The sequence below is a fragment of the Tsuneonella sp. HG222 genome (genome assembly GCF_053819185.1).
This window is the reverse complement of the sequence record NZ_JBSOQZ010000001.1, coordinates 1,883,884-1,898,499: the sequence shown is the minus strand read 5'-3', so window position 1 is coordinate 1,898,499 and position 14,616 is coordinate 1,883,884. Positions and strand designations below refer to the sequence as shown.

Genomic DNA, 14,616 nt, shown 5'->3' with positions numbered 1-14,616 from the left:
AGATGGCACTCAAGAACTACAAACCGACGAGCCCCGCACGGCGCGGCCTCATCCTTGTCGACAAGTCCGGCCTGTACAAGGGCAAGCCGGTCAAGTCGCTGACGGAGGGCAAGCGCAAGACCGGCGGCCGTAACAACAAGGGCCATGTGACCAGCCGCGGCATCGCGGGCGGTCACAAGCAGAAGTACCGCTACGTCGACTTCAAGCGTCGCAAGTGGGACGTCGAGGGCACCGTGGAGCGGATCGAGTACGATCCCAACCGCACCGCCTTCATCGCGCTGGTCAAGTACACCGACGGCGAACTCGCCTACATCCTGGCGCCGCAGCGCGTCGCGGTGGGCGACAAGATCATCGCCGGAGAGAAGACCGACGTGAAGCCCGGCAACGCCATGCTTCTCGGCCAGATGCCGGTCGGCACGATCTGCCACAACATCGAGATGAAGCCGGGCAAGGGCGGCCAGATCGCCCGTTCGGCCGGGACTTACGTCCAGCTCGTCGGTCGTGACCGTGGCCTCGTGATCGTCCGCCTCAACAGCGGCGAACAGCGCTACATCCGCTCGGACTGCATGGGTACGGTTGGTGCGGTGTCGAACCCCGACAACCAGAACCAGAACCTGGGCAAGGCCGGCCGCAAGCGCTGGATGGGCAAGCGTCCGCTGACCCGCGGCGTCGCGAAGAACCCGGTCGATCACCCGCACGGCGGCGGCGAAGGCCGTACCTCGGGCGGCCGTCACCCGGTCACCCCGTGGGGCAAGCCGACCAAGGGTGCCCGCACTCGCCATAACAAGCAGACGGACAAGATGATCATCCGTTCGCGCCACGCGAAGAAGAAGAGGTAATCCGCCATGGCTCGTTCCGTCTGGAAAGGTCCGTTTGTCGACCTGCACCTGCTGAAGAAGGCGCAGACCGCTCAGGAAGCTGGCGGCCGTGCGCCGATCAAGACCTGGTCGCGCCGGTCGACGATCCTGCCGGATTTCGTCGGCCTGACGTTCAGCGTCTACAACGGTCAGAAGTTCATTCCCGTCTCGGTCAACGAAGAGATGGTCGGCCACAAGCTCGGCGAGTTCGCGCCCACGCGCAACTTCCCGGGTCACGCTGCCGACAAGAAGGGTAAGCGCTGATGAGCAAGCAGAAAGCCCCGCGCCGCGTCGGCGACAACGAGGCGCTCTCGGTCGGCACCACGATCCGTGGTTCGGCCCAGAAGCTGAACCTCGTGGCGGCACTGATCCGCGGCAAGAAGGCCGAGGAAGCGATGAACATCCTGTCGTTCAGCAAGCGGGCGATGGCCCGTGATGCGCGCAAGGTGCTCGCTTCGGCGATCGCCAATGCGGAGAACAACCACAATCTGGATGTCGATGCGCTCGTCGTGGCGGAAGCCTCGGTCGGCAAGTCGGTCACCATGAAGCGTTTCGCGACGCGCGGCCGTGGCAAGTCCACTCGGATCCTCAAGCCGTTCAGCCGCCTGCGCATCGTCGTCCGCGAAGTCGAGGAGGCCTGATCATGGGTCATAAGTCGAATCCCATCGGCCTGCGCCTGCAGATCAACCGCACTTGGGACAGCCGCTGGTACGCCGAAGGGCGTGGCTATGCGCAGCTGCTCAAGGAAGACATCGAGCTGCGCAAGTACATCGTCGAGACCCTGCCGCAGGCGGCGATCTCGAAGGTGGTCATCGAGCGTCCGGCCAAGCTGTGCCGCATCTCGATCTACGCTGCCCGTCCCGGTGTCATCATCGGCAAGAAGGGCGCGGACATCGAGAAGCTGCGCTCCAAGCTGGCGACGATCACCGACAGCGAGGTGAAGCTGAACATCGTCGAAATCCGCAAGCCGGAAATCGACGCCAAGCTCGTCGCCCAGGGCATCGCCGACCAGCTTGTCCGCCGCGTGGCGTTCCGCCGTGCGATGAAGCGCGCGATGCAGTCGGCCATGCGCCTTGGTGCCGAAGGCATCAAGATCATGTGCGGCGGCCGTCTCGGCGGCGCGGAAATCGCCCGCGTCGAGCAGTACCGCGAAGGCCGCGTTCCGCTGCACACGCTGCGTGCGAACGTCGACTATGCCGAGGCCGAGGCGCTGACCGCCTATGGCGTGATCGGCATCAAGGTCTGGGTCTTCAAGGGCGAGATTCTCGGCCACGATCCGATGGCGCAGGACCGGTTGATGATGGAGGCTCAGACCTCCGGCGTCCGCCCGGCCGGCGACCGTCGCTAGGATAGAGCAAGAGCAATGCTGCAACCGAAGAAAACCAAGTTCCGCAAGGCCTTCAAGGGCCGGATCAGCGGTCTCGCGAAGGGCGGCACGGCGCTGAACTTCGGCTCCTACGGCCTCAAGGCCCTGGAACCGGAGCGCATCACCGCCCGCCAGATCGAAGCCGCGCGCCGTGCGATCACGCGCCACATCAAGCGCCAGGGTCGCCTTTGGATCCGCGTCTTCCCGGACGTGCCGGTGTCGAAGAAGCCCGCCGAAGTCCGTCAGGGCAAGGGCAAGGGCGCCATCGAATACTGGGCCGCGCGGGTAAAGCCGGGCCGCATCCTGTTCGAGCTCGACGGCGTGTCCGGTCCGCTGGCCGCCGAGGCGTTCGAGCGTGCGGCCATGAAGCTGCCGATCAAGACCAAGGTTATCGCCCGCCTGGGTGACACCTCGCACCTGGGAGGCGAATGATGGCCCAGACCAAGTCTACTGCCGATGATCTGCGCACCAAGAGCGACGATCAGCTCGACACCCAGCTCACCGAGCTGAAGCGCGAGCAGTTCAACCTGCGCTTCCAGGCTGCGACCAACCAGCTCGAGCGTCCCGCGCGGATCAAGGAAGTCCGCCGCGAGATCGCGCGCATCAAGACGCTGCAGGGCCAACGCACCCGCAGCGCCGAAGCGAAGTAAGGAACCAGACGATGCCCAAGCGTATCCTCATCGGGACCGTCGTTTCCGACAAGACCGACAAGACCGTGACGGTGCTTGTCGAGCGCAAGGTGAAGCACCCGCTCTACGGGAAGATCATCCGCCGCTCGAAGAAGTACCACGCCCACGACGAGGCGAACGAGTACAAGCCCGGCGATATCGTCCGCATCGAAGAGACGCGGCCGATTTCGAAGACCAAAACCTGGGCCGTGAAGGACCGGGTGGTCGCAGGCGGCGTCCAGGCGGTCGAAGCCGACCTCGACGTGGCCGAAGCCGGCAATTGAGATTGGTCTCCGCCCAGGCGGGGACAGACGTAAAGGAACTGCCGGACCCGTACCGGCAAGCCAGTGAGAAGGAACCGGATCTATGATCCAGATGCAGTCCAATCTCGACGTCGCGGACAACAGCGGCGCGAAGCGCGTCCAGTGCATCAAGGTGCTGGGTGGCTCGAAGCGTCGGACCGCGAGCGTCGGTGACGTCATTGTCGTCTCCATCAAGGAGGCGCAGCCGCGTGCCCGCGTGAAGAAGGGCGACGTTCACCGCGCGGTTATCGTGCGCACCAGGAAGGACGTCCGTCGTCCCGACGGGAGCGTTATCCGCTTCGACAGCAATGCCGCGGTCCTCGTGAACAAGAACGAGGAGCCGATCGGCACCCGTATCTTCGGCCCCGTCGTGCGCGAACTGCGCGGCAAGGGCTTCATGAAGATCATCTCGCTTGCTCCGGAGGTGCTGTGATGGGTGCCGCCAAGATCAAGAAGGGTGACAGCGTCGTGGTCCTGTCCGGCAAGGACAAGGGCCGCACCGGCACCGTCACCAAGGTGATGCCGAAGGAAGGCAAGGTCGTGGTCGACGGGATCAACGTCGCCGCGCGCCACCGCAAGCCGACGCAGACCAATCCGCAGGGCGGCATCGACCGTGCGCCCGCCCCGATGGCGATCAGCAAGGTCGCCGTTGCCGATCCCAAGGACGGCAAGCCCACCCGCGTCCGGTTCGAAGAGAAGGACGGCAAGAAGGTGCGCGTTGCCGTGAAGTCCGGGGAGACTATCGATGGCTGATTACACGCCCCGCATGAAGCAGCGCTACGACGACGAGATCGTCAAGGCGATGACCGAGAAGTTCGGCTACACCAACCGTCTTCAGGTCCCCAAGCTCGAGAAGATCACGCTCAACATGGGCGTGGGCGAAGCGAGCCAGGACAAGAAGAAGGTCCAGACCGCTGCCGAGGAAATGGAACTGATCGCCGGCCAGAAGCCCGTGATCACCAAGGCGAAGAAGTCGATCGCGCAGTTCAAGCTGCGTGACGGCATGCCGATCGGCTGCAAGGTGAACCTGCGCCGCGAACGCATGTACGAATTCCTCGACCGCCTCGTGACCATCGCCATGCCCCGCATCCGCGACTTCCGTGGGCTCAACCCGCGTTCGTTCGACGGTCGTGGCAACTACGCGATGGGTCTCAAGGAACAGATCGTGTTCCCCGAGATCAGCTACGACAAGATCGACAAGGTGCGTGGGATGGACATCATCGTCACCACCACCGCGAAAACCGACGAAGAGGCCCGCGAGCTGCTGCGCCTTTTCGGATTCCCGTTCCCGGCCGAAGAAGTGGCCGAAGAGAAGGAGGCCGCATAAGCGGCCCCCAGGAGAGCTTAAGTCCATGGCGAAACTGAGTTCGATCAACAAGAACGAGCGGCGCAAGAAGCTCGTCAAGAAGTACGCAGCCAAGTTTGCGAAGCTGAAGGCTATCGCGGACGACGAGTCGCTCGACGAGACCGAGCGTCTCATGGCGCGTCTCAAGATGGCTGAACTGCCGCGCAATGCGAACCCGACCCGGGTCCGCAACCGCTGCTCCACCACTGGTCGTCCGCGCGGTGTCTACCGCAAGTTCGGCCTGAACCGCATTGAGCTGCGCAACTTGGGCAACAAGGGGATGATCCCCGGCCTGACCAAGTCGAGCTGGTGAGGGTTTAGAAGATGGCTATGACCGATCCCCTGGGTGATATGCTCACCCGCATCCGCAACGGCCAGCAGGCGAAGAAGGATTCCGTCCTTTCGCCCGCTTCCAAGCTGCGTGCAAACGTCCTCGAAGTGCTTCAGCGCGAAGGCTACATCCGTGGCTACAGCGACGACGCTTCGGGCAAGCACCCGCAACTGCGGATCGAACTGAAGTATTTCGAGGGCGAGCCTGCGATCAAGCACGTCGCCCGCGTCTCCAAGCCTGGCCGCCGCGTCTATTCGGGTTCGAAGGAACTGCCGATCGTGCGCAACGGCCTTGGCATCACCATCGTCTCGACGCCCCGCGGCGTGCTCTCGGATAACGAGGCCCGCTCGCAGAACGTCGGCGGCGAAGTGCTGGCGGAGGTATTCTGATGAGCCGCATCGGTAAGGTGCCGGTGGCGATCCCAGGCGGCGTCACCGCGCAGATCGAAGGCGACACCCTGTCGGTCAAGGGCCCCAAGGGCACCCTGACGATGGGTCTGAGCGACCTGATCAACTACAAGGTCGAAGACGGCACGATCACGATCAAGCCGGCCAATGATTCGCGCGCCGCGCGCAATCACTGGGGCATGCAGCGCACGATGGTGTCGAATCTGGTGCAGGGCGTCACCGACGGCTTCACCAAGATCCTCGACATCAAGGGCGTCGGCTACCGCGCTTCGTCGCAGGGCAAGAAGCTGAAGCTGCAGCTTGGCTACAGCCACGACGTCGATCTCGACGTGCCGGAAGGCCTGGAGGTGAAGACTCCCGACCAGACCACGGTCGAGGTGTCGGGCATCGACAAGCAGAAGGTCGGCCAGTTCGCCGCCGAGGTACGCCGTTGGCGCAAGCCGGAGCCCTACAAGGGCAAGGGCATCGCCTATCGCGGCGAGTACATCTTCCGCAAGGAAGGGAAGAAGAAGTAAGATGGCCAAGCTTTCTCTTTTCGAACGCCGTCGCCGCCGCGTGCGGACCGCGCTCAAGAGCCGCGCAGGCGGCAAGCCGCGTCTGTCGGTGCACCGCACCGGCCAGCACATCTACGCGCAGATCATCGACGACAAGGACGGCCGCACGGTTGCCGCCGCCAGCACGCTGGGCGGCAAGGCCTCGGGCGCCAATGTCGACGCTGCCAGCCAGGTGGGCAAGGATATCGCAGCGGCGGCCAAGAAGGCCGGCGTCACCACCGTCGTGTTCGATCGCGGCGGCTACCTGTACCATGGCCGCGTCAAGGCGCTGGCCGATGCCGCCCGCGAAGGTGGGCTGGAGTTCTGATGATGGCTGACGAAACCAAGAACGAAGAGACCCCGGTGGTCGACAACGCGGGTTCGACTCCGACCCCGTCGATGGCGCCGACCGAGGCTTCCGAGACGCAGTCGGCCGAATCCGGCGAAACGACGCAGCCGCGTGGCCGTGGCGATCGCGGCGGCGGTGGTGGCGATCGCGGTGGCCGTGGCGGCCGCGGCGGCAACGACCGTGGCGGCCGTGGTGGTCGTGGTGGTCGCGACGACCGTCGTGGTCGTGGCGGTGACGACGATGGCGGCGAGGAGCTGATCGAGAAGCTCGTCCACATCAACCGCGTCTCCAAGACGGTGAAGGGCGGCAAGCGCTTCGGTTTCGCCGCGCTCGTCGTGGTGGGTGACGGCAAGGGCCGCGTCGGCTTCGGCCACGGCAAGGCCCGCGAAGTGCCCGAAGCCATCAACAAGGCGACGGCGGCGGCCAAGAAGAAGATGGTCCGCGTTCCGCTCAAAGAAGGCCGCACGCTTCACCATGACGGCAAGGGCCGTTTCGGCGCCGGCCGCGTGAACGTGCGTACCGCGCCCGCGGGTACCGGCATCATCGCCGGCGGCCCGATGCGCGCCGTGTTCGAGAGCCTTGGCGTCCACGACGTGGTGACCAAGTCGATCGGCACGTCCAACCCCTACAACATGATCCGCGCCACCTTCGCCGCGCTGACCGAGCAGACTTCGCCGAAGTCGGTCGCTCAGCGTCGCGGCAAGAAGGTCGCCGACCTGCTTGGTCGTGGCGGCGCGAGTGCGGTCGAGGCGGAAGCCGAAGCCGCCGCGATTGCGGAGTAAGCGACATGGCCAAGATCAAGCTCAAGCAGATCGGTAGCCCGATCCGTCGCCCGGAAAGCCAGAAGAAGATTCTGGTCGGCCTGGGCCTCGGAAAGATGCACCGCGTCGTCGAACTCGAGGACACCCCCGAGGTTCGCGGCGCGATCGCCAAGCTGCCGCACATGGTCGAAGTGGTCTCCTGACCCTTCGCACCCGTTGCGCAACACGATGGGCCCCGGCAGCGATGCCGGGGCCTTTTCGTTTCAGAACCTGGCCTGGGGCTCGGCCTCGCCCATCATCGCCTGGCGGATGAGCGGGATGGGCGCCCCGCCATACGACAGGAAGGTGTCGTGGAACGTCTTCCAGGCTTTGCGGCCGCCGCGGTTCGCGGTCCAGTCGTCGCGCAGGCGCATGATCTGCAGCTTGCCAAGCGTGTAGTTGAGATAGCGCGGGTCGTAGGTCCCGCGCGCCGCCTGCTGCCGGGCGGTGCCTTCGTCCTGATAGCATTCGTCGCGGAACAGGTCGCGGCTGCGGTCGACCGTCCAGCCCTGCGCGTGCAGCCCGATGGCCGAGAGGTAGCGGCAATTGCGCAGCAGGGCCTTGGCCAGCTGGCCGATGTGAACCTCGGGATTGCCGTCGCCCAGGCCCGCATCCCACATCATCTCCTCGGTGTAGTGTCCCCAGCCTTCGGCGAGGCCATAGGTCACGAACACGCGCGGGAAGATCTGCTGCGAGCGGTTGGAGTGCAGGAACTGCAGGAAGTGACCCGGCCAGACCTCGTGGACCGAGGTGAACATCAGCTCGTACTCGCCGGGCACGAAGTTGGCCTGGGTCGCGGCATCCCATGAAGGGTCGGGCGGGCTGATATAATAGGTCGCCGGCAGGCCGGTCTCGTAGGGTCCGGGGATCGAGATATAGGCCGAGTTGTTGCGCCGATAGGGCGGCGATTCCTCGACCAGGGCTTCCTCGGTGCCGGGAATGGTGACCAGGTCCTTGGCGACAAGGAATTCGCGCAGGCCGGGCAGCTGCCTGCGCGCCCCGGCCACCGGGCCGCCGGCGGACTTGTTCGCCTCCATCCTGGCCATGCAGTCGCCGATCGACGCACCGGGCGCAAACCGGCCGCAGGCTTCGCGCAGGGCCGCCTGGTTGCGCGCGAGATCCGCCCGGCCGATCCGCTCGAGTTCGGCGAGGGAGACATCGACGCCTTCGCCCACTGCGTTCATCCGGGCGAAGTTCTCCGCTCCCATGGCATAGCCATCCGGGGTGGAGCCCGCCTGCGTTATCCGGTCAGCCAGCGCCTTCAGCGCAATCGCGGCCGCGTCGGTCGCCTCGACGAGCTGGCGCTGTTGATCGGCAGTGCCGACGCCCTTGAAGGCCACGCGGGTGTCGCCGGTCAGGTAATCGGCCATGCCGCCGTATCCCGAGGCGGCCAGACGGACGAAAGTCTCGGGCAGGGGAAGCTGCAGGTTGGCTTCGATCTGCTTGGCAAACGCCGGCAGCGCTCGGACATGGGCGATCAGCGCGTCGAGCCGCTGCGGGGCGGGCGCGTAGTCGCGGGTCATGTAGACCGCCGGGCTGATCAGGTCGGTGTAGTAGGCCGGGTTGCGGTACGGGCGCCGCTCTTCGTTGAGCTTGAACAGCTCGTCGCTCGCCAGCAGGACCAGATGGTCGCGTTCGATCCCCTCGGCCGGGGACAGGCCAGAGAGCGCCTGCGCCGCCGCCATCGACTCGCGCAGGAATGCTTCCTTCGCGGCCAGTCCGGCAGGGGTGATGTCCGGCAGCCTGCCGTCGAACTCGTGCCGCCCCTGATAGACCGCGAATTCGGGGAAATGGCGAAAATAGCCCTCGATGAAAGCCTCGCGCTGCGCCGCCCAGCCCGTCACCGTGGAAGGCTGGGTCTCGGTCGCAGGGGGCAGGGTTGCGCAAGCCGGCAGGGCGAAGGCCAGCAGGCTGGCGGTGAACAGAAGGCGCATGACATACTCGCTCGGACAGGGGAAAGACCCGGCCTAGCCTGTCACCCAGGGCAAGGCAAAGGCGCGCTGGCGGGTTGCCATGGCCGGCGATGGCCGCTAAGGGCCCGCCTTTCGTCGGCCGGACAATTGGCCAAACATCAGCGCGACTCAAAGCGAAAGCGAGTGCTCCCATGAAACTCAACGACATCCGTGACAATGAAGGCGCCCGTCATCGGCGCATGCGCGTCGGCCGTGGCATCGGCTCGGGCAAGGGCAAGACCAGCGGCCGTGGCCAGAAGGGCCAGAAGAGCCGTTCGGGCGTGGCCATCAAGGGCTTCGAAGGCGGCCAGATGCCGCTTCACATGCGTCTGCCCAAGCGCGGCTTCAACAACAAGTTCGGCAAGGATCACGCCGAGGTGAACCTGGGCATGATCCAGAAGTTCATCGATGCCGGCAAGCTCGACATCAAGGGTGTGCTCGACCACGAAGCGCTGCAGGCCGCCGGTCTCGCGCGTGGCGGCAAGCACGGCGTGCGCCTGCTCGCCAAGGGTGAGCTCACCAGCAAGGTCAGCTTCAAGGTCGCCGGCGCCAGCAAGGGCGCGATCGAAGCGGTCGAGAAGGCCGGCGGCAAGGTCGAGGTCATTGCGCCCGCCAGGCCCGAGTCCGAGAAGAAGGCCGAACGTGCCGCGGCCAACAAGGCTGCCAAGTAATCGGGACAAGAGGGGCGGGCGGGGTTACATGACCCTGCCCGCATCCTATATGGGCCGACATTCATGGCCTCGCCGGGGAGGGTCCGGCGCCTAGTTCAGGGCATTTGCAAGACAATGGCATCACGCGCCGACAACATCGCCAGCAACCTCAGTCTTTCCGGGTTCGGCAAGGCGACCGAGCTCAAGCAGCGCATCCTGTTCACGATCGGCGCGCTGATCGTGTTCCGTTTCCTGAGCTTCGTGCCCCTGCCGGGCGTCAACCCGCTGATCCTGGAAACGCTTTACCAGCAGACTCGCGGCGGCATTCTCGACCTGTTCAACACGTTCTCCGGCGGCTCGCTGGAGCGCATGAGCCTCATCGCGCTGGGCGTCATGCCCTACATCACCGCGTCGATCGTGGTGCAGCTTGCGGCCGCGCTCCATCCTTCGCTGATGGCGCTGAAGAAGGAAGGCGAGGCCGGTCGCAAGAAGCTCAACCAGTACACCCGCTACGGTACCGTGCTGCTGTGCGCCGTGCAGGGCTGGTTCCTCGCCTCCGGGCTCGAGGCCTACGGCGCGCAGAGCGGGCTGCAGGCGGTCATCAACCCCGGCTACCTGTTCAAGGTGACGGCGGTCATCAACCTGATTGGCGGGACCATGTTCCTGCTGTGGCTGGGCGAGCAGATCACCAGCCGCGGCATCGGCAACGGCGTGTCGCTGATCATCATGGCGGGCATCGTTGCCCAGTTCCCCACGTTCATCGCCAACCTGTTCGAAGGCGGCCGCACCGGCTCGATCAGCGCGTTCGTGATCGTGTCGCTGGTCGTCATGCTGGTCGGCCTGGTGCTGTTCATCTGTTTCATGGAGCGTGCGCAACGGCGCCTGCTGATCCAGTATCCCAAGCGGGCCAGCGCGCGCGGCATGATGCAGGCCGATCGCAGCCACCTGCCGCTCAAGCTCAACACCGCGGGCGTCATTCCGCCGATCTTCGCCAGCTCGCTGCTGCTGCTGCCGCTGACGATCACGCAGTTCGCCGGCAATTCGATGAACACCGACAGCACGTTCTACGGCGTGATCCAGACGCTCAACCAGTATCTGGCCCACGGCCAGCCGCTGTACCTGCTGCTCTATGCCGCGGGCATCATCTTCTTTTGCTTCTTCTACACCTCGGTCGTGTTCAATCCGGAAGAGACGGCGGAGAACCTGAAGAAGAACGGCGGCTTCATCCCAGGCATCCGGCCGGGCAAGAACACCGAGAAGTATCTCGACTACGTGCTCGACCGCATCACCGTGATCGGCGCGCTCTACCTGACGCTGGTCTGCGTGCTGCCGGAATACATGATCGCCCAGACGGGCATCCAGCTGTTCCTGGGCGGCACCAGCCTGCTCATCGTGGTCAACGTCACCGTCGACACGATCACGCAGATCCAGTCGCACCTGCTGGCTCACCAGTACGGCGACCTGATCAAGAAGGCGAAGCTGAAAGGACGCCTGCGCTAGGCGCAGCGGCAAGCGGGGGCAGGGTGCGATGAACATCATTCTCCTCGGGCCGCCCGGCGCGGGCAAGGGCACCCAGGCCGCGCGCCTGGTCGAGCACCACGGCATGCGCCAGCTGTCCACCGGCGACATGCTGCGTGCCGCGGTCAAGGCGCAGACCCCCGTCGGCATCGAGGCCAAGGCCGTGATGGAACGCGGCGAGCTGGTGTCCGACGAAATCGTCAGCAAGCTGATCGACGCCGAACTGACCGCCATGGGTCCCGATGTCGGGGCGATCTTCGACGGCTATCCGCGCACCGCGATCCAGGCCGAGATGCTAGATGCCATCCTGGCCCAGCATGGCCGCACGCTCGACCACGTGATCGAGCTCGAGGTGAACGAAGACGCGCTGGTCGAACGCATCACCGGTCGCTTCACCTGCGCCACCTGCGGCGAAGGCTACCACGACATCTACAAGCAGCCCGCCGTTGCGAACGTGTGCGACAGGTGCGGCGGGACCGAGTTCAAGCGCCGTCCCGACGACAACGAAGAAACGGTGCGCACCCGCATGACGGAATACCGCGCGAAGACCGCGCCGATCCTGCCGATCTACGACGCGCGCGGGATCGTCAGCCGGGTGGACGGCATGGCCGATATCCGGACCGTGACCGCCGCCGTCGAAGCGGCTCTCGGCCGGTGACGGCACTGCGCGGCGTCGCACTGGCGGCCGCGCTGATTTCAGCCGCATCCCCGGCCCGGGCGGAGGTCCTGCGAATCACTGACGGCGGGTTCGCGGTCGGCCGCACAGTCACCGCGCAAGATCCCCCGGCCGAGGTGTGGGCCCGCCTGGTAAGACCGGCGCAATGGTGGAGCGCCGAGCACACCTGGTCGGGCGAGGCGGCCAATCTCTTACTCGAGGCAAAGGCGGGCGCGTGCTTTTGCGAAACCCTCCCCGGCGGCGGGTCGGTGGAGCATATGCGGGTGATCCATGCCGCGCCCGGGCGCCTGTTGCGGATGGTCGGCACGCTGGGGCCGTTGCAGGCCGAAAGCCTGACGGGGGTCCTGTCGGTTGAACTGAACCCGCAGGGCACGGGCACCAGGATCGTGTGGTCCTACAAGGTCAGCGGCGTGTCGGATGTGCCGCTGGCCACGCTTGCCCCGGTGGTCGAGGGCGTGGTCGGCCAACAGTTCGCCCGCCTTGCCGCGGGGCCGGGCTGACGGGGTTTTGACCGCGCCCGATTATGCCGCTATATACGGGATATCACCGGCTGCGCGGGGCGCGGCCGTCGCTGGGGCGAGGCATTTTGCTTTGCGCCCGCCTGGGGTGTTGACGGGGGTTGCGAATCCTCCTAAGCGCCCCACATTCGAGACATCGGGACGAGTCCGGCAGGCGACAGCCTTGTGCGCGCCGACCGGGCCTTTTGCCGTCCGGCAGTCCGTCATCTCGGATGAAACGCGATGAGATAGGGCGCTGCCTGGCAGCAAGTCCCTGTGGAGCATGGAGAAGTAAGTGGCTCGTATTGCCGGGGTGAACATCCCCACCAACAAGCGCGTGATCGTTGCGCTGACCTACATTCACGGAATCGGCCCCACCACGGCCAAGAAGATCGCCGACAAGCTCGGCATCGATCAAAGCCGCCGCGTGCAGGACCTGTCCGACGCCGAAGTGCTGCAGATCCGTGAAACGATCGACGCCGATCACACCGTGGAAGGCGACCTTCGTCGCGACACCGCGATGAACATCAAGCGGCTCATGGACCTCGCGTGCTATCGCGGGCTGCGCCACCGCAAGGGCCTTCCGGTCCGCGGCCAGCGCACGCACACGAACGCCCGCACCCGCAAGGGCAAGGCCAAGCCGATCGCCGGCAAGAAGAAGTAGGCCCCCGGGCTTCGGCGCATTTTTTTCTCCCTTGGACCGTGTAACATCCGGTCCATGTCTCGAGGTTAGGATACCCAGCCAATGGCACGCGAACCCCAGCGCATCCGGCGCCGTGAACGCAAGAACATTTCCAGCGGCGTCGCGCACGTGAACGCCAGCTTCAACAACACCATGATCACCATCACCGATGCGCAGGGCAATGCGATCAGCTGGTCCAGCGCGGGCATGATGGGCTTCAAGGGCAGCCGCAAGTCGACCCCGTATGCCGCTCAGGTGGCCGCGGACGATGCCGGCAAGAAGGCCGCCGAACACGGCGTCCGCACCCTCGAAATCGAGATCAAGGGACCGGGTTCGGGCCGTGAGAGCGCACTGCGCGCCCTCCAGGCCGTCGGTTTCACGATCACCTCGATCCGTGACGTGACCCCGATCCCGCACAACGGCGTGAGACCGTCGAAGCGCCGTCGCGTCTGATCCGAACCTGCGGCGGCTTTCGGGCCGCAGTTATTTCGCATCGGCCGCGGCGCACCAGCGCACCGCGGTCGTTGCCATTGAAGATACACCTTAGGGGAAGTCCATGTCCGTCAACATGAAGAACTGGCAGGAACTCAAGAAGCCCAACAGCCTCGACGTCAAGGACGGCGGGGACAAGAAGCGCAAGGCGACCTTCGTCGCCGAGCCGCTCGAGCGCGGCTACGGCCTCACGCTCGGCAACGCTCTGCGCCGCGTGCTGCTTTCGTCGCTCCAGGGCGCGGCGATCACCTCGATCAAGATCGAGAACGTGCTGCACGAATTCTCGTCGCTCGCCGGCGTGCGCGAGGATGTCACCGACATCGTCCTGAACGTGAAGCAGATCGCGCTGCGCATGGAAGGCGAAGGCCCCAAGCGGCTGCAGCTTTCCGCCACCGGCCCGGCCGAGGTCAAGGCTGGCGACATCGCCGTGACCGGCGACATCGAGGTGCTCAACAAGGACCTCGTGATCTGCCATCTCGACGAGGGCGCGACGCTCAACATGGAGCTGACCGCCGACACCGGTAAGGGCTACGTCCCGGCCGTGTCGAACCGCCCGGTCGACGCGCCGATCGGCCTGATCCCGGTCGACTCGCTCTATTCGCCGATTCGCCAGGTCAGCTACAAGGTCGAGAATGCCCGCGTCGGGCAGGAGCTCGACTACGACAAGCTGAGCCTGACGGTCGAGACCGACGGCACCGTAACGCCGGAAGACGCGGTGGCCTATGCCGCGCGCATCCTGCAGGACCAGCTGTCGCTGTTCGTCCACTTCGAGGACGGCATTCCGCTGCCTTCGAGCCCGATGATTGGCATGGCTGCCAAGCCCGAAGAGAGCGACGCCAACCAGCTCAACCGCTACCTTCTCAAGAAGGTCGACGAGCTGGAGCTGTCGGTCCGTTCGGCCAACTGCCTCAAGAACGACAACATCATCTACATCGGCGACCTGGTTCAGAAGACCGAGGCCGAGATGCTGCGCACGCCGAACTTCGGCCGCAAGTCGCTCAACGAGATCAAGGAAGTCCTGTCCAGCATGGGTCTTCGTCTCGGCATGGACATCCCCGGATGGCCGCCCGAGAATATCGAGGAAATGGCCAAGAAGCTCGAGCAGGAACTGCTCGGCTAACTGGCTTCCAGGGGCATGGGCCGGACCCCGTTTTCCGGCCTGCATCGGGCTACCTGATACGGGCCCCCTAC

24 protein-coding genes are annotated in these 14,616 nt (G+C 65.3%); 23 read left to right on the top strand and 1 reads right to left on the bottom strand.

Annotated features, from left to right (window positions below; genetic code table 11):
* Nucleotides 1–2: 2 nt before the first annotated feature.
* From rplB to rpmD, 16 genes are all read left to right on the top strand, one after another.
* Nucleotides 3–839, top strand: coding sequence for a 50S ribosomal protein L2 (rplB, locus tag ACWPMZ_RS09680; protein WP_455703800.1), 837 nt, complete (start codon nt 3–5; stop codon nt 837–839).
* Nucleotides 840–845: 6 nt separating this feature from the next.
* Nucleotides 846–1,121, top strand: a complete 276-nt coding sequence (rpsS, locus tag ACWPMZ_RS09675) for a 30S ribosomal protein S19 (protein ID WP_455703799.1) — start codon at nt 846–848, stop codon at nt 1,119–1,121.
* Nucleotides 1,121–1,498, top strand: coding sequence for a 50S ribosomal protein L22 (gene rplV, locus ACWPMZ_RS09670; protein ID WP_455703798.1), 378 nt, complete (start codon nt 1,121–1,123; stop codon nt 1,496–1,498). Before rpsS ends, rplV begins: the two co-directional genes overlap by 1 nt.
* A 2-nt stretch (nt 1,499–1,500) precedes the next feature.
* Nucleotides 1,501–2,205 carry a 30S ribosomal protein S3 gene (gene rpsC, locus ACWPMZ_RS09665; RefSeq protein ID WP_455703797.1) on the top strand — a complete coding sequence of 235 codons (705 nt, stop codon included), beginning with the start codon at nt 1,501–1,503 and terminating at the stop codon, nt 2,203–2,205.
* A 15-nt stretch (nt 2,206–2,220) separates the two neighbouring features.
* Entirely contained in the window at nt 2,221–2,655 is a 435-nt protein-coding gene (rplP, locus tag ACWPMZ_RS09660) for a 50S ribosomal protein L16 (protein WP_455703796.1), read from the top strand.
* Nucleotides 2,652–2,873 (top strand): 50S ribosomal protein L29, encoded by a 222-nt coding sequence (rpmC, locus tag ACWPMZ_RS09655; protein ID WP_455703795.1) that lies wholly within the window; start codon nt 2,652–2,654, stop codon nt 2,871–2,873. The genes rplP and rpmC overlap by 4 nt, the downstream gene beginning before the upstream one ends.
* Nucleotides 2,874–2,884: 11 nt before the next feature.
* Complete coding sequence (gene rpsQ / locus ACWPMZ_RS09650; protein WP_455703794.1) at nt 2,885–3,175, top strand: 30S ribosomal protein S17; 291 nt, start codon at nt 2,885–2,887, stop codon at nt 3,173–3,175.
* An 82-nt stretch (nt 3,176–3,257) separates the two neighbouring features.
* Nucleotides 3,258–3,626 (top strand): 50S ribosomal protein L14, encoded by a 369-nt coding sequence (gene rplN, locus ACWPMZ_RS09645; protein WP_455703793.1) that lies wholly within the window; start codon nt 3,258–3,260, stop codon nt 3,624–3,626.
* Complete coding sequence (gene rplX, locus ACWPMZ_RS09640) at nt 3,626–3,946, top strand: 50S ribosomal protein L24 (RefSeq protein ID WP_455703792.1); 321 nt, start codon at nt 3,626–3,628, stop codon at nt 3,944–3,946. Before rplN ends, rplX begins: the two co-directional genes overlap by 1 nt.
* A complete protein-coding gene (gene rplE / locus ACWPMZ_RS09635) occupies nt 3,939–4,520 on the top strand; it encodes a 50S ribosomal protein L5 (RefSeq protein WP_455703791.1) in 582 nt (193 codons plus the stop codon). The genes rplX and rplE overlap by 8 nt, the downstream gene beginning before the upstream one ends.
* Nucleotides 4,521–4,545: 25 nt before the next feature.
* Nucleotides 4,546–4,851, top strand: a complete 306-nt coding sequence (gene rpsN / locus ACWPMZ_RS09630; RefSeq protein WP_455703790.1) for a 30S ribosomal protein S14 — start codon at nt 4,546–4,548, stop codon at nt 4,849–4,851.
* An 11-nt stretch (nt 4,852–4,862) separates the two neighbouring features.
* Nucleotides 4,863–5,258, top strand: a complete 396-nt coding sequence (gene rpsH / locus ACWPMZ_RS09625; protein ID WP_455703789.1) for a 30S ribosomal protein S8 — start codon at nt 4,863–4,865, stop codon at nt 5,256–5,258.
* Nucleotides 5,258–5,791, top strand: coding sequence for a 50S ribosomal protein L6 (gene rplF / locus ACWPMZ_RS09620; RefSeq protein WP_455703788.1), 534 nt, complete (start codon nt 5,258–5,260; stop codon nt 5,789–5,791). Before rpsH ends, rplF begins: the two co-directional genes overlap by 1 nt.
* Before the next feature lies 1 nt (nt 5,792).
* Nucleotides 5,793–6,137, top strand: coding sequence for a 50S ribosomal protein L18 (rplR, locus tag ACWPMZ_RS09615; protein WP_455703787.1), 345 nt, complete (start codon nt 5,793–5,795; stop codon nt 6,135–6,137).
* A 2-nt stretch (nt 6,138–6,139) separates the two neighbouring features.
* A complete protein-coding gene (gene rpsE, locus ACWPMZ_RS09610; protein ID WP_455704186.1) occupies nt 6,140–6,940 on the top strand; it encodes a 30S ribosomal protein S5 in 801 nt (266 codons plus the stop codon).
* Between the two features lie 5 nt (nt 6,941–6,945).
* Complete coding sequence (rpmD, locus tag ACWPMZ_RS09605; RefSeq protein ID WP_455703786.1) at nt 6,946–7,122, top strand: 50S ribosomal protein L30; 177 nt, start codon at nt 6,946–6,948, stop codon at nt 7,120–7,122.
* A 60-nt stretch (nt 7,123–7,182) separates the two neighbouring features.
* On the opposite strand, the gene ACWPMZ_RS09600 is transcribed toward rpmD, so the two are convergent.
* On the bottom strand, nt 7,183–8,892 hold the full coding sequence (locus tag ACWPMZ_RS09600) for a DUF885 domain-containing protein (protein WP_455703785.1): 1,710 nt from the start codon (nt 8,890–8,892) through the stop codon (nt 7,183–7,185).
* 170 nt (nt 8,893–9,062) lie between these two features.
* Here ACWPMZ_RS09600 and rplO point away from each other — a divergent pair, with 170 nt between their 5' ends.
* The 7 genes from rplO to ACWPMZ_RS09565 all read left to right on the top strand — a co-directional run bounded on the left by rplO (nt 9,063) and on the right by ACWPMZ_RS09565 (nt 14,545).
* The gene (rplO, locus tag ACWPMZ_RS09595) at nt 9,063–9,581 is read left to right on the top strand and encodes a 50S ribosomal protein L15 (RefSeq protein ID WP_455703784.1); all 519 of its coding nucleotides are present in this window, start codon (nt 9,063–9,065) and stop codon (nt 9,579–9,581) included.
* 114 nt (nt 9,582–9,695) lie between these two features.
* Nucleotides 9,696–11,060 (top strand): preprotein translocase subunit SecY, encoded by a 1,365-nt coding sequence (secY, locus tag ACWPMZ_RS09590; RefSeq protein WP_455703783.1) that lies wholly within the window; start codon nt 9,696–9,698, stop codon nt 11,058–11,060.
* 28 nt (nt 11,061–11,088) lie between these two features.
* Nucleotides 11,089–11,736 (top strand): adenylate kinase, encoded by a 648-nt coding sequence (locus ACWPMZ_RS09585; RefSeq protein ID WP_455703782.1) that lies wholly within the window; start codon nt 11,089–11,091, stop codon nt 11,734–11,736.
* The gene (locus ACWPMZ_RS09580) at nt 11,733–12,254 is read left to right on the top strand and encodes an SRPBCC family protein (protein ID WP_455703781.1); all 522 of its coding nucleotides are present in this window, start codon (nt 11,733–11,735) and stop codon (nt 12,252–12,254) included. Before ACWPMZ_RS09585 ends, ACWPMZ_RS09580 begins: the two co-directional genes overlap by 4 nt.
* A gap of 292 nt (nt 12,255–12,546) precedes the next feature.
* Nucleotides 12,547–12,915, top strand: coding sequence for a 30S ribosomal protein S13 (rpsM, locus tag ACWPMZ_RS09575; RefSeq protein WP_455703780.1), 369 nt, complete (start codon nt 12,547–12,549; stop codon nt 12,913–12,915).
* Between the two features lie 81 nt (nt 12,916–12,996).
* Nucleotides 12,997–13,386 (top strand): 30S ribosomal protein S11, encoded by a 390-nt coding sequence (rpsK, locus tag ACWPMZ_RS09570; protein WP_160745882.1) that lies wholly within the window; start codon nt 12,997–12,999, stop codon nt 13,384–13,386.
* Nucleotides 13,387–13,489: 103 nt separating this feature from the next.
* Nucleotides 13,490–14,545: a DNA-directed RNA polymerase subunit alpha gene (locus ACWPMZ_RS09565; RefSeq protein WP_455703779.1), complete on the top strand. Its 1,056-nt coding sequence runs from the start codon at nt 13,490–13,492 to the stop codon at nt 14,543–14,545.
* Nucleotides 14,546–14,616: the final 71 nt, after the last annotated feature.

What these genes read in the sequence shown, in the direction of transcription:
- rplB (WP_455703800.1), top strand. Translation starts at nt 3, where the DNA reads ATGGCACTCAAGAACTACAAACCGACGAGCCCCGCACGGCGCGGCCTC.
- rpsS (WP_455703799.1), top strand. Translation starts at nt 846, where the DNA reads ATGGCTCGTTCCGTCTGGAAAGGTCCGTTTGTCGACCTGCACCTGCTG.
- rplV (WP_455703798.1), top strand. Translation starts at nt 1,121, where the DNA reads ATGAGCAAGCAGAAAGCCCCGCGCCGCGTCGGCGACAACGAGGCGCTC.
- rpsC (WP_455703797.1), top strand. Translation starts at nt 1,501, where the DNA reads ATGGGTCATAAGTCGAATCCCATCGGCCTGCGCCTGCAGATCAACCGC.
- rplP (WP_455703796.1), top strand. Translation starts at nt 2,221, where the DNA reads ATGCTGCAACCGAAGAAAACCAAGTTCCGCAAGGCCTTCAAGGGCCGG.
- rpmC (WP_455703795.1), top strand. Translation starts at nt 2,652, where the DNA reads ATGATGGCCCAGACCAAGTCTACTGCCGATGATCTGCGCACCAAGAGC.
- rpsQ (WP_455703794.1), top strand. Translation starts at nt 2,885, where the DNA reads ATGCCCAAGCGTATCCTCATCGGGACCGTCGTTTCCGACAAGACCGAC.
- rplN (WP_455703793.1), top strand. Translation starts at nt 3,258, where the DNA reads ATGATCCAGATGCAGTCCAATCTCGACGTCGCGGACAACAGCGGCGCG.
- rplX (WP_455703792.1), top strand. Translation starts at nt 3,626, where the DNA reads ATGGGTGCCGCCAAGATCAAGAAGGGTGACAGCGTCGTGGTCCTGTCC.
- rplE (WP_455703791.1), top strand. Translation starts at nt 3,939, where the DNA reads ATGGCTGATTACACGCCCCGCATGAAGCAGCGCTACGACGACGAGATC.
- rpsN (WP_455703790.1), top strand. Translation starts at nt 4,546, where the DNA reads ATGGCGAAACTGAGTTCGATCAACAAGAACGAGCGGCGCAAGAAGCTC.
- rpsH (WP_455703789.1), top strand. Translation starts at nt 4,863, where the DNA reads ATGGCTATGACCGATCCCCTGGGTGATATGCTCACCCGCATCCGCAAC.
- rplF (WP_455703788.1), top strand. Translation starts at nt 5,258, where the DNA reads ATGAGCCGCATCGGTAAGGTGCCGGTGGCGATCCCAGGCGGCGTCACC.
- rplR (WP_455703787.1), top strand. Translation starts at nt 5,793, where the DNA reads ATGGCCAAGCTTTCTCTTTTCGAACGCCGTCGCCGCCGCGTGCGGACC.
- rpsE (WP_455704186.1), top strand. Translation starts at nt 6,140, where the DNA reads ATGGCTGACGAAACCAAGAACGAAGAGACCCCGGTGGTCGACAACGCG.
- rpmD (WP_455703786.1), top strand. Translation starts at nt 6,946, where the DNA reads ATGGCCAAGATCAAGCTCAAGCAGATCGGTAGCCCGATCCGTCGCCCG.
- ACWPMZ_RS09600 (WP_455703785.1), bottom strand. Translation starts at nt 8,892, where the DNA reads ATGCGCCTTCTGTTCACCGCCAGCCTGCTGGCCTTCGCCCTGCCGGCT.
- rplO (WP_455703784.1), top strand. Translation starts at nt 9,063, where the DNA reads ATGAAACTCAACGACATCCGTGACAATGAAGGCGCCCGTCATCGGCGC.
- secY (WP_455703783.1), top strand. Translation starts at nt 9,696, where the DNA reads ATGGCATCACGCGCCGACAACATCGCCAGCAACCTCAGTCTTTCCGGG.
- ACWPMZ_RS09585 (WP_455703782.1), top strand. Translation starts at nt 11,089, where the DNA reads ATGAACATCATTCTCCTCGGGCCGCCCGGCGCGGGCAAGGGCACCCAG.
- rpsK (WP_160745882.1), top strand. Translation starts at nt 12,997, where the DNA reads ATGGCACGCGAACCCCAGCGCATCCGGCGCCGTGAACGCAAGAACATT.
- ACWPMZ_RS09565 (WP_455703779.1), top strand. Translation starts at nt 13,490, where the DNA reads ATGTCCGTCAACATGAAGAACTGGCAGGAACTCAAGAAGCCCAACAGC.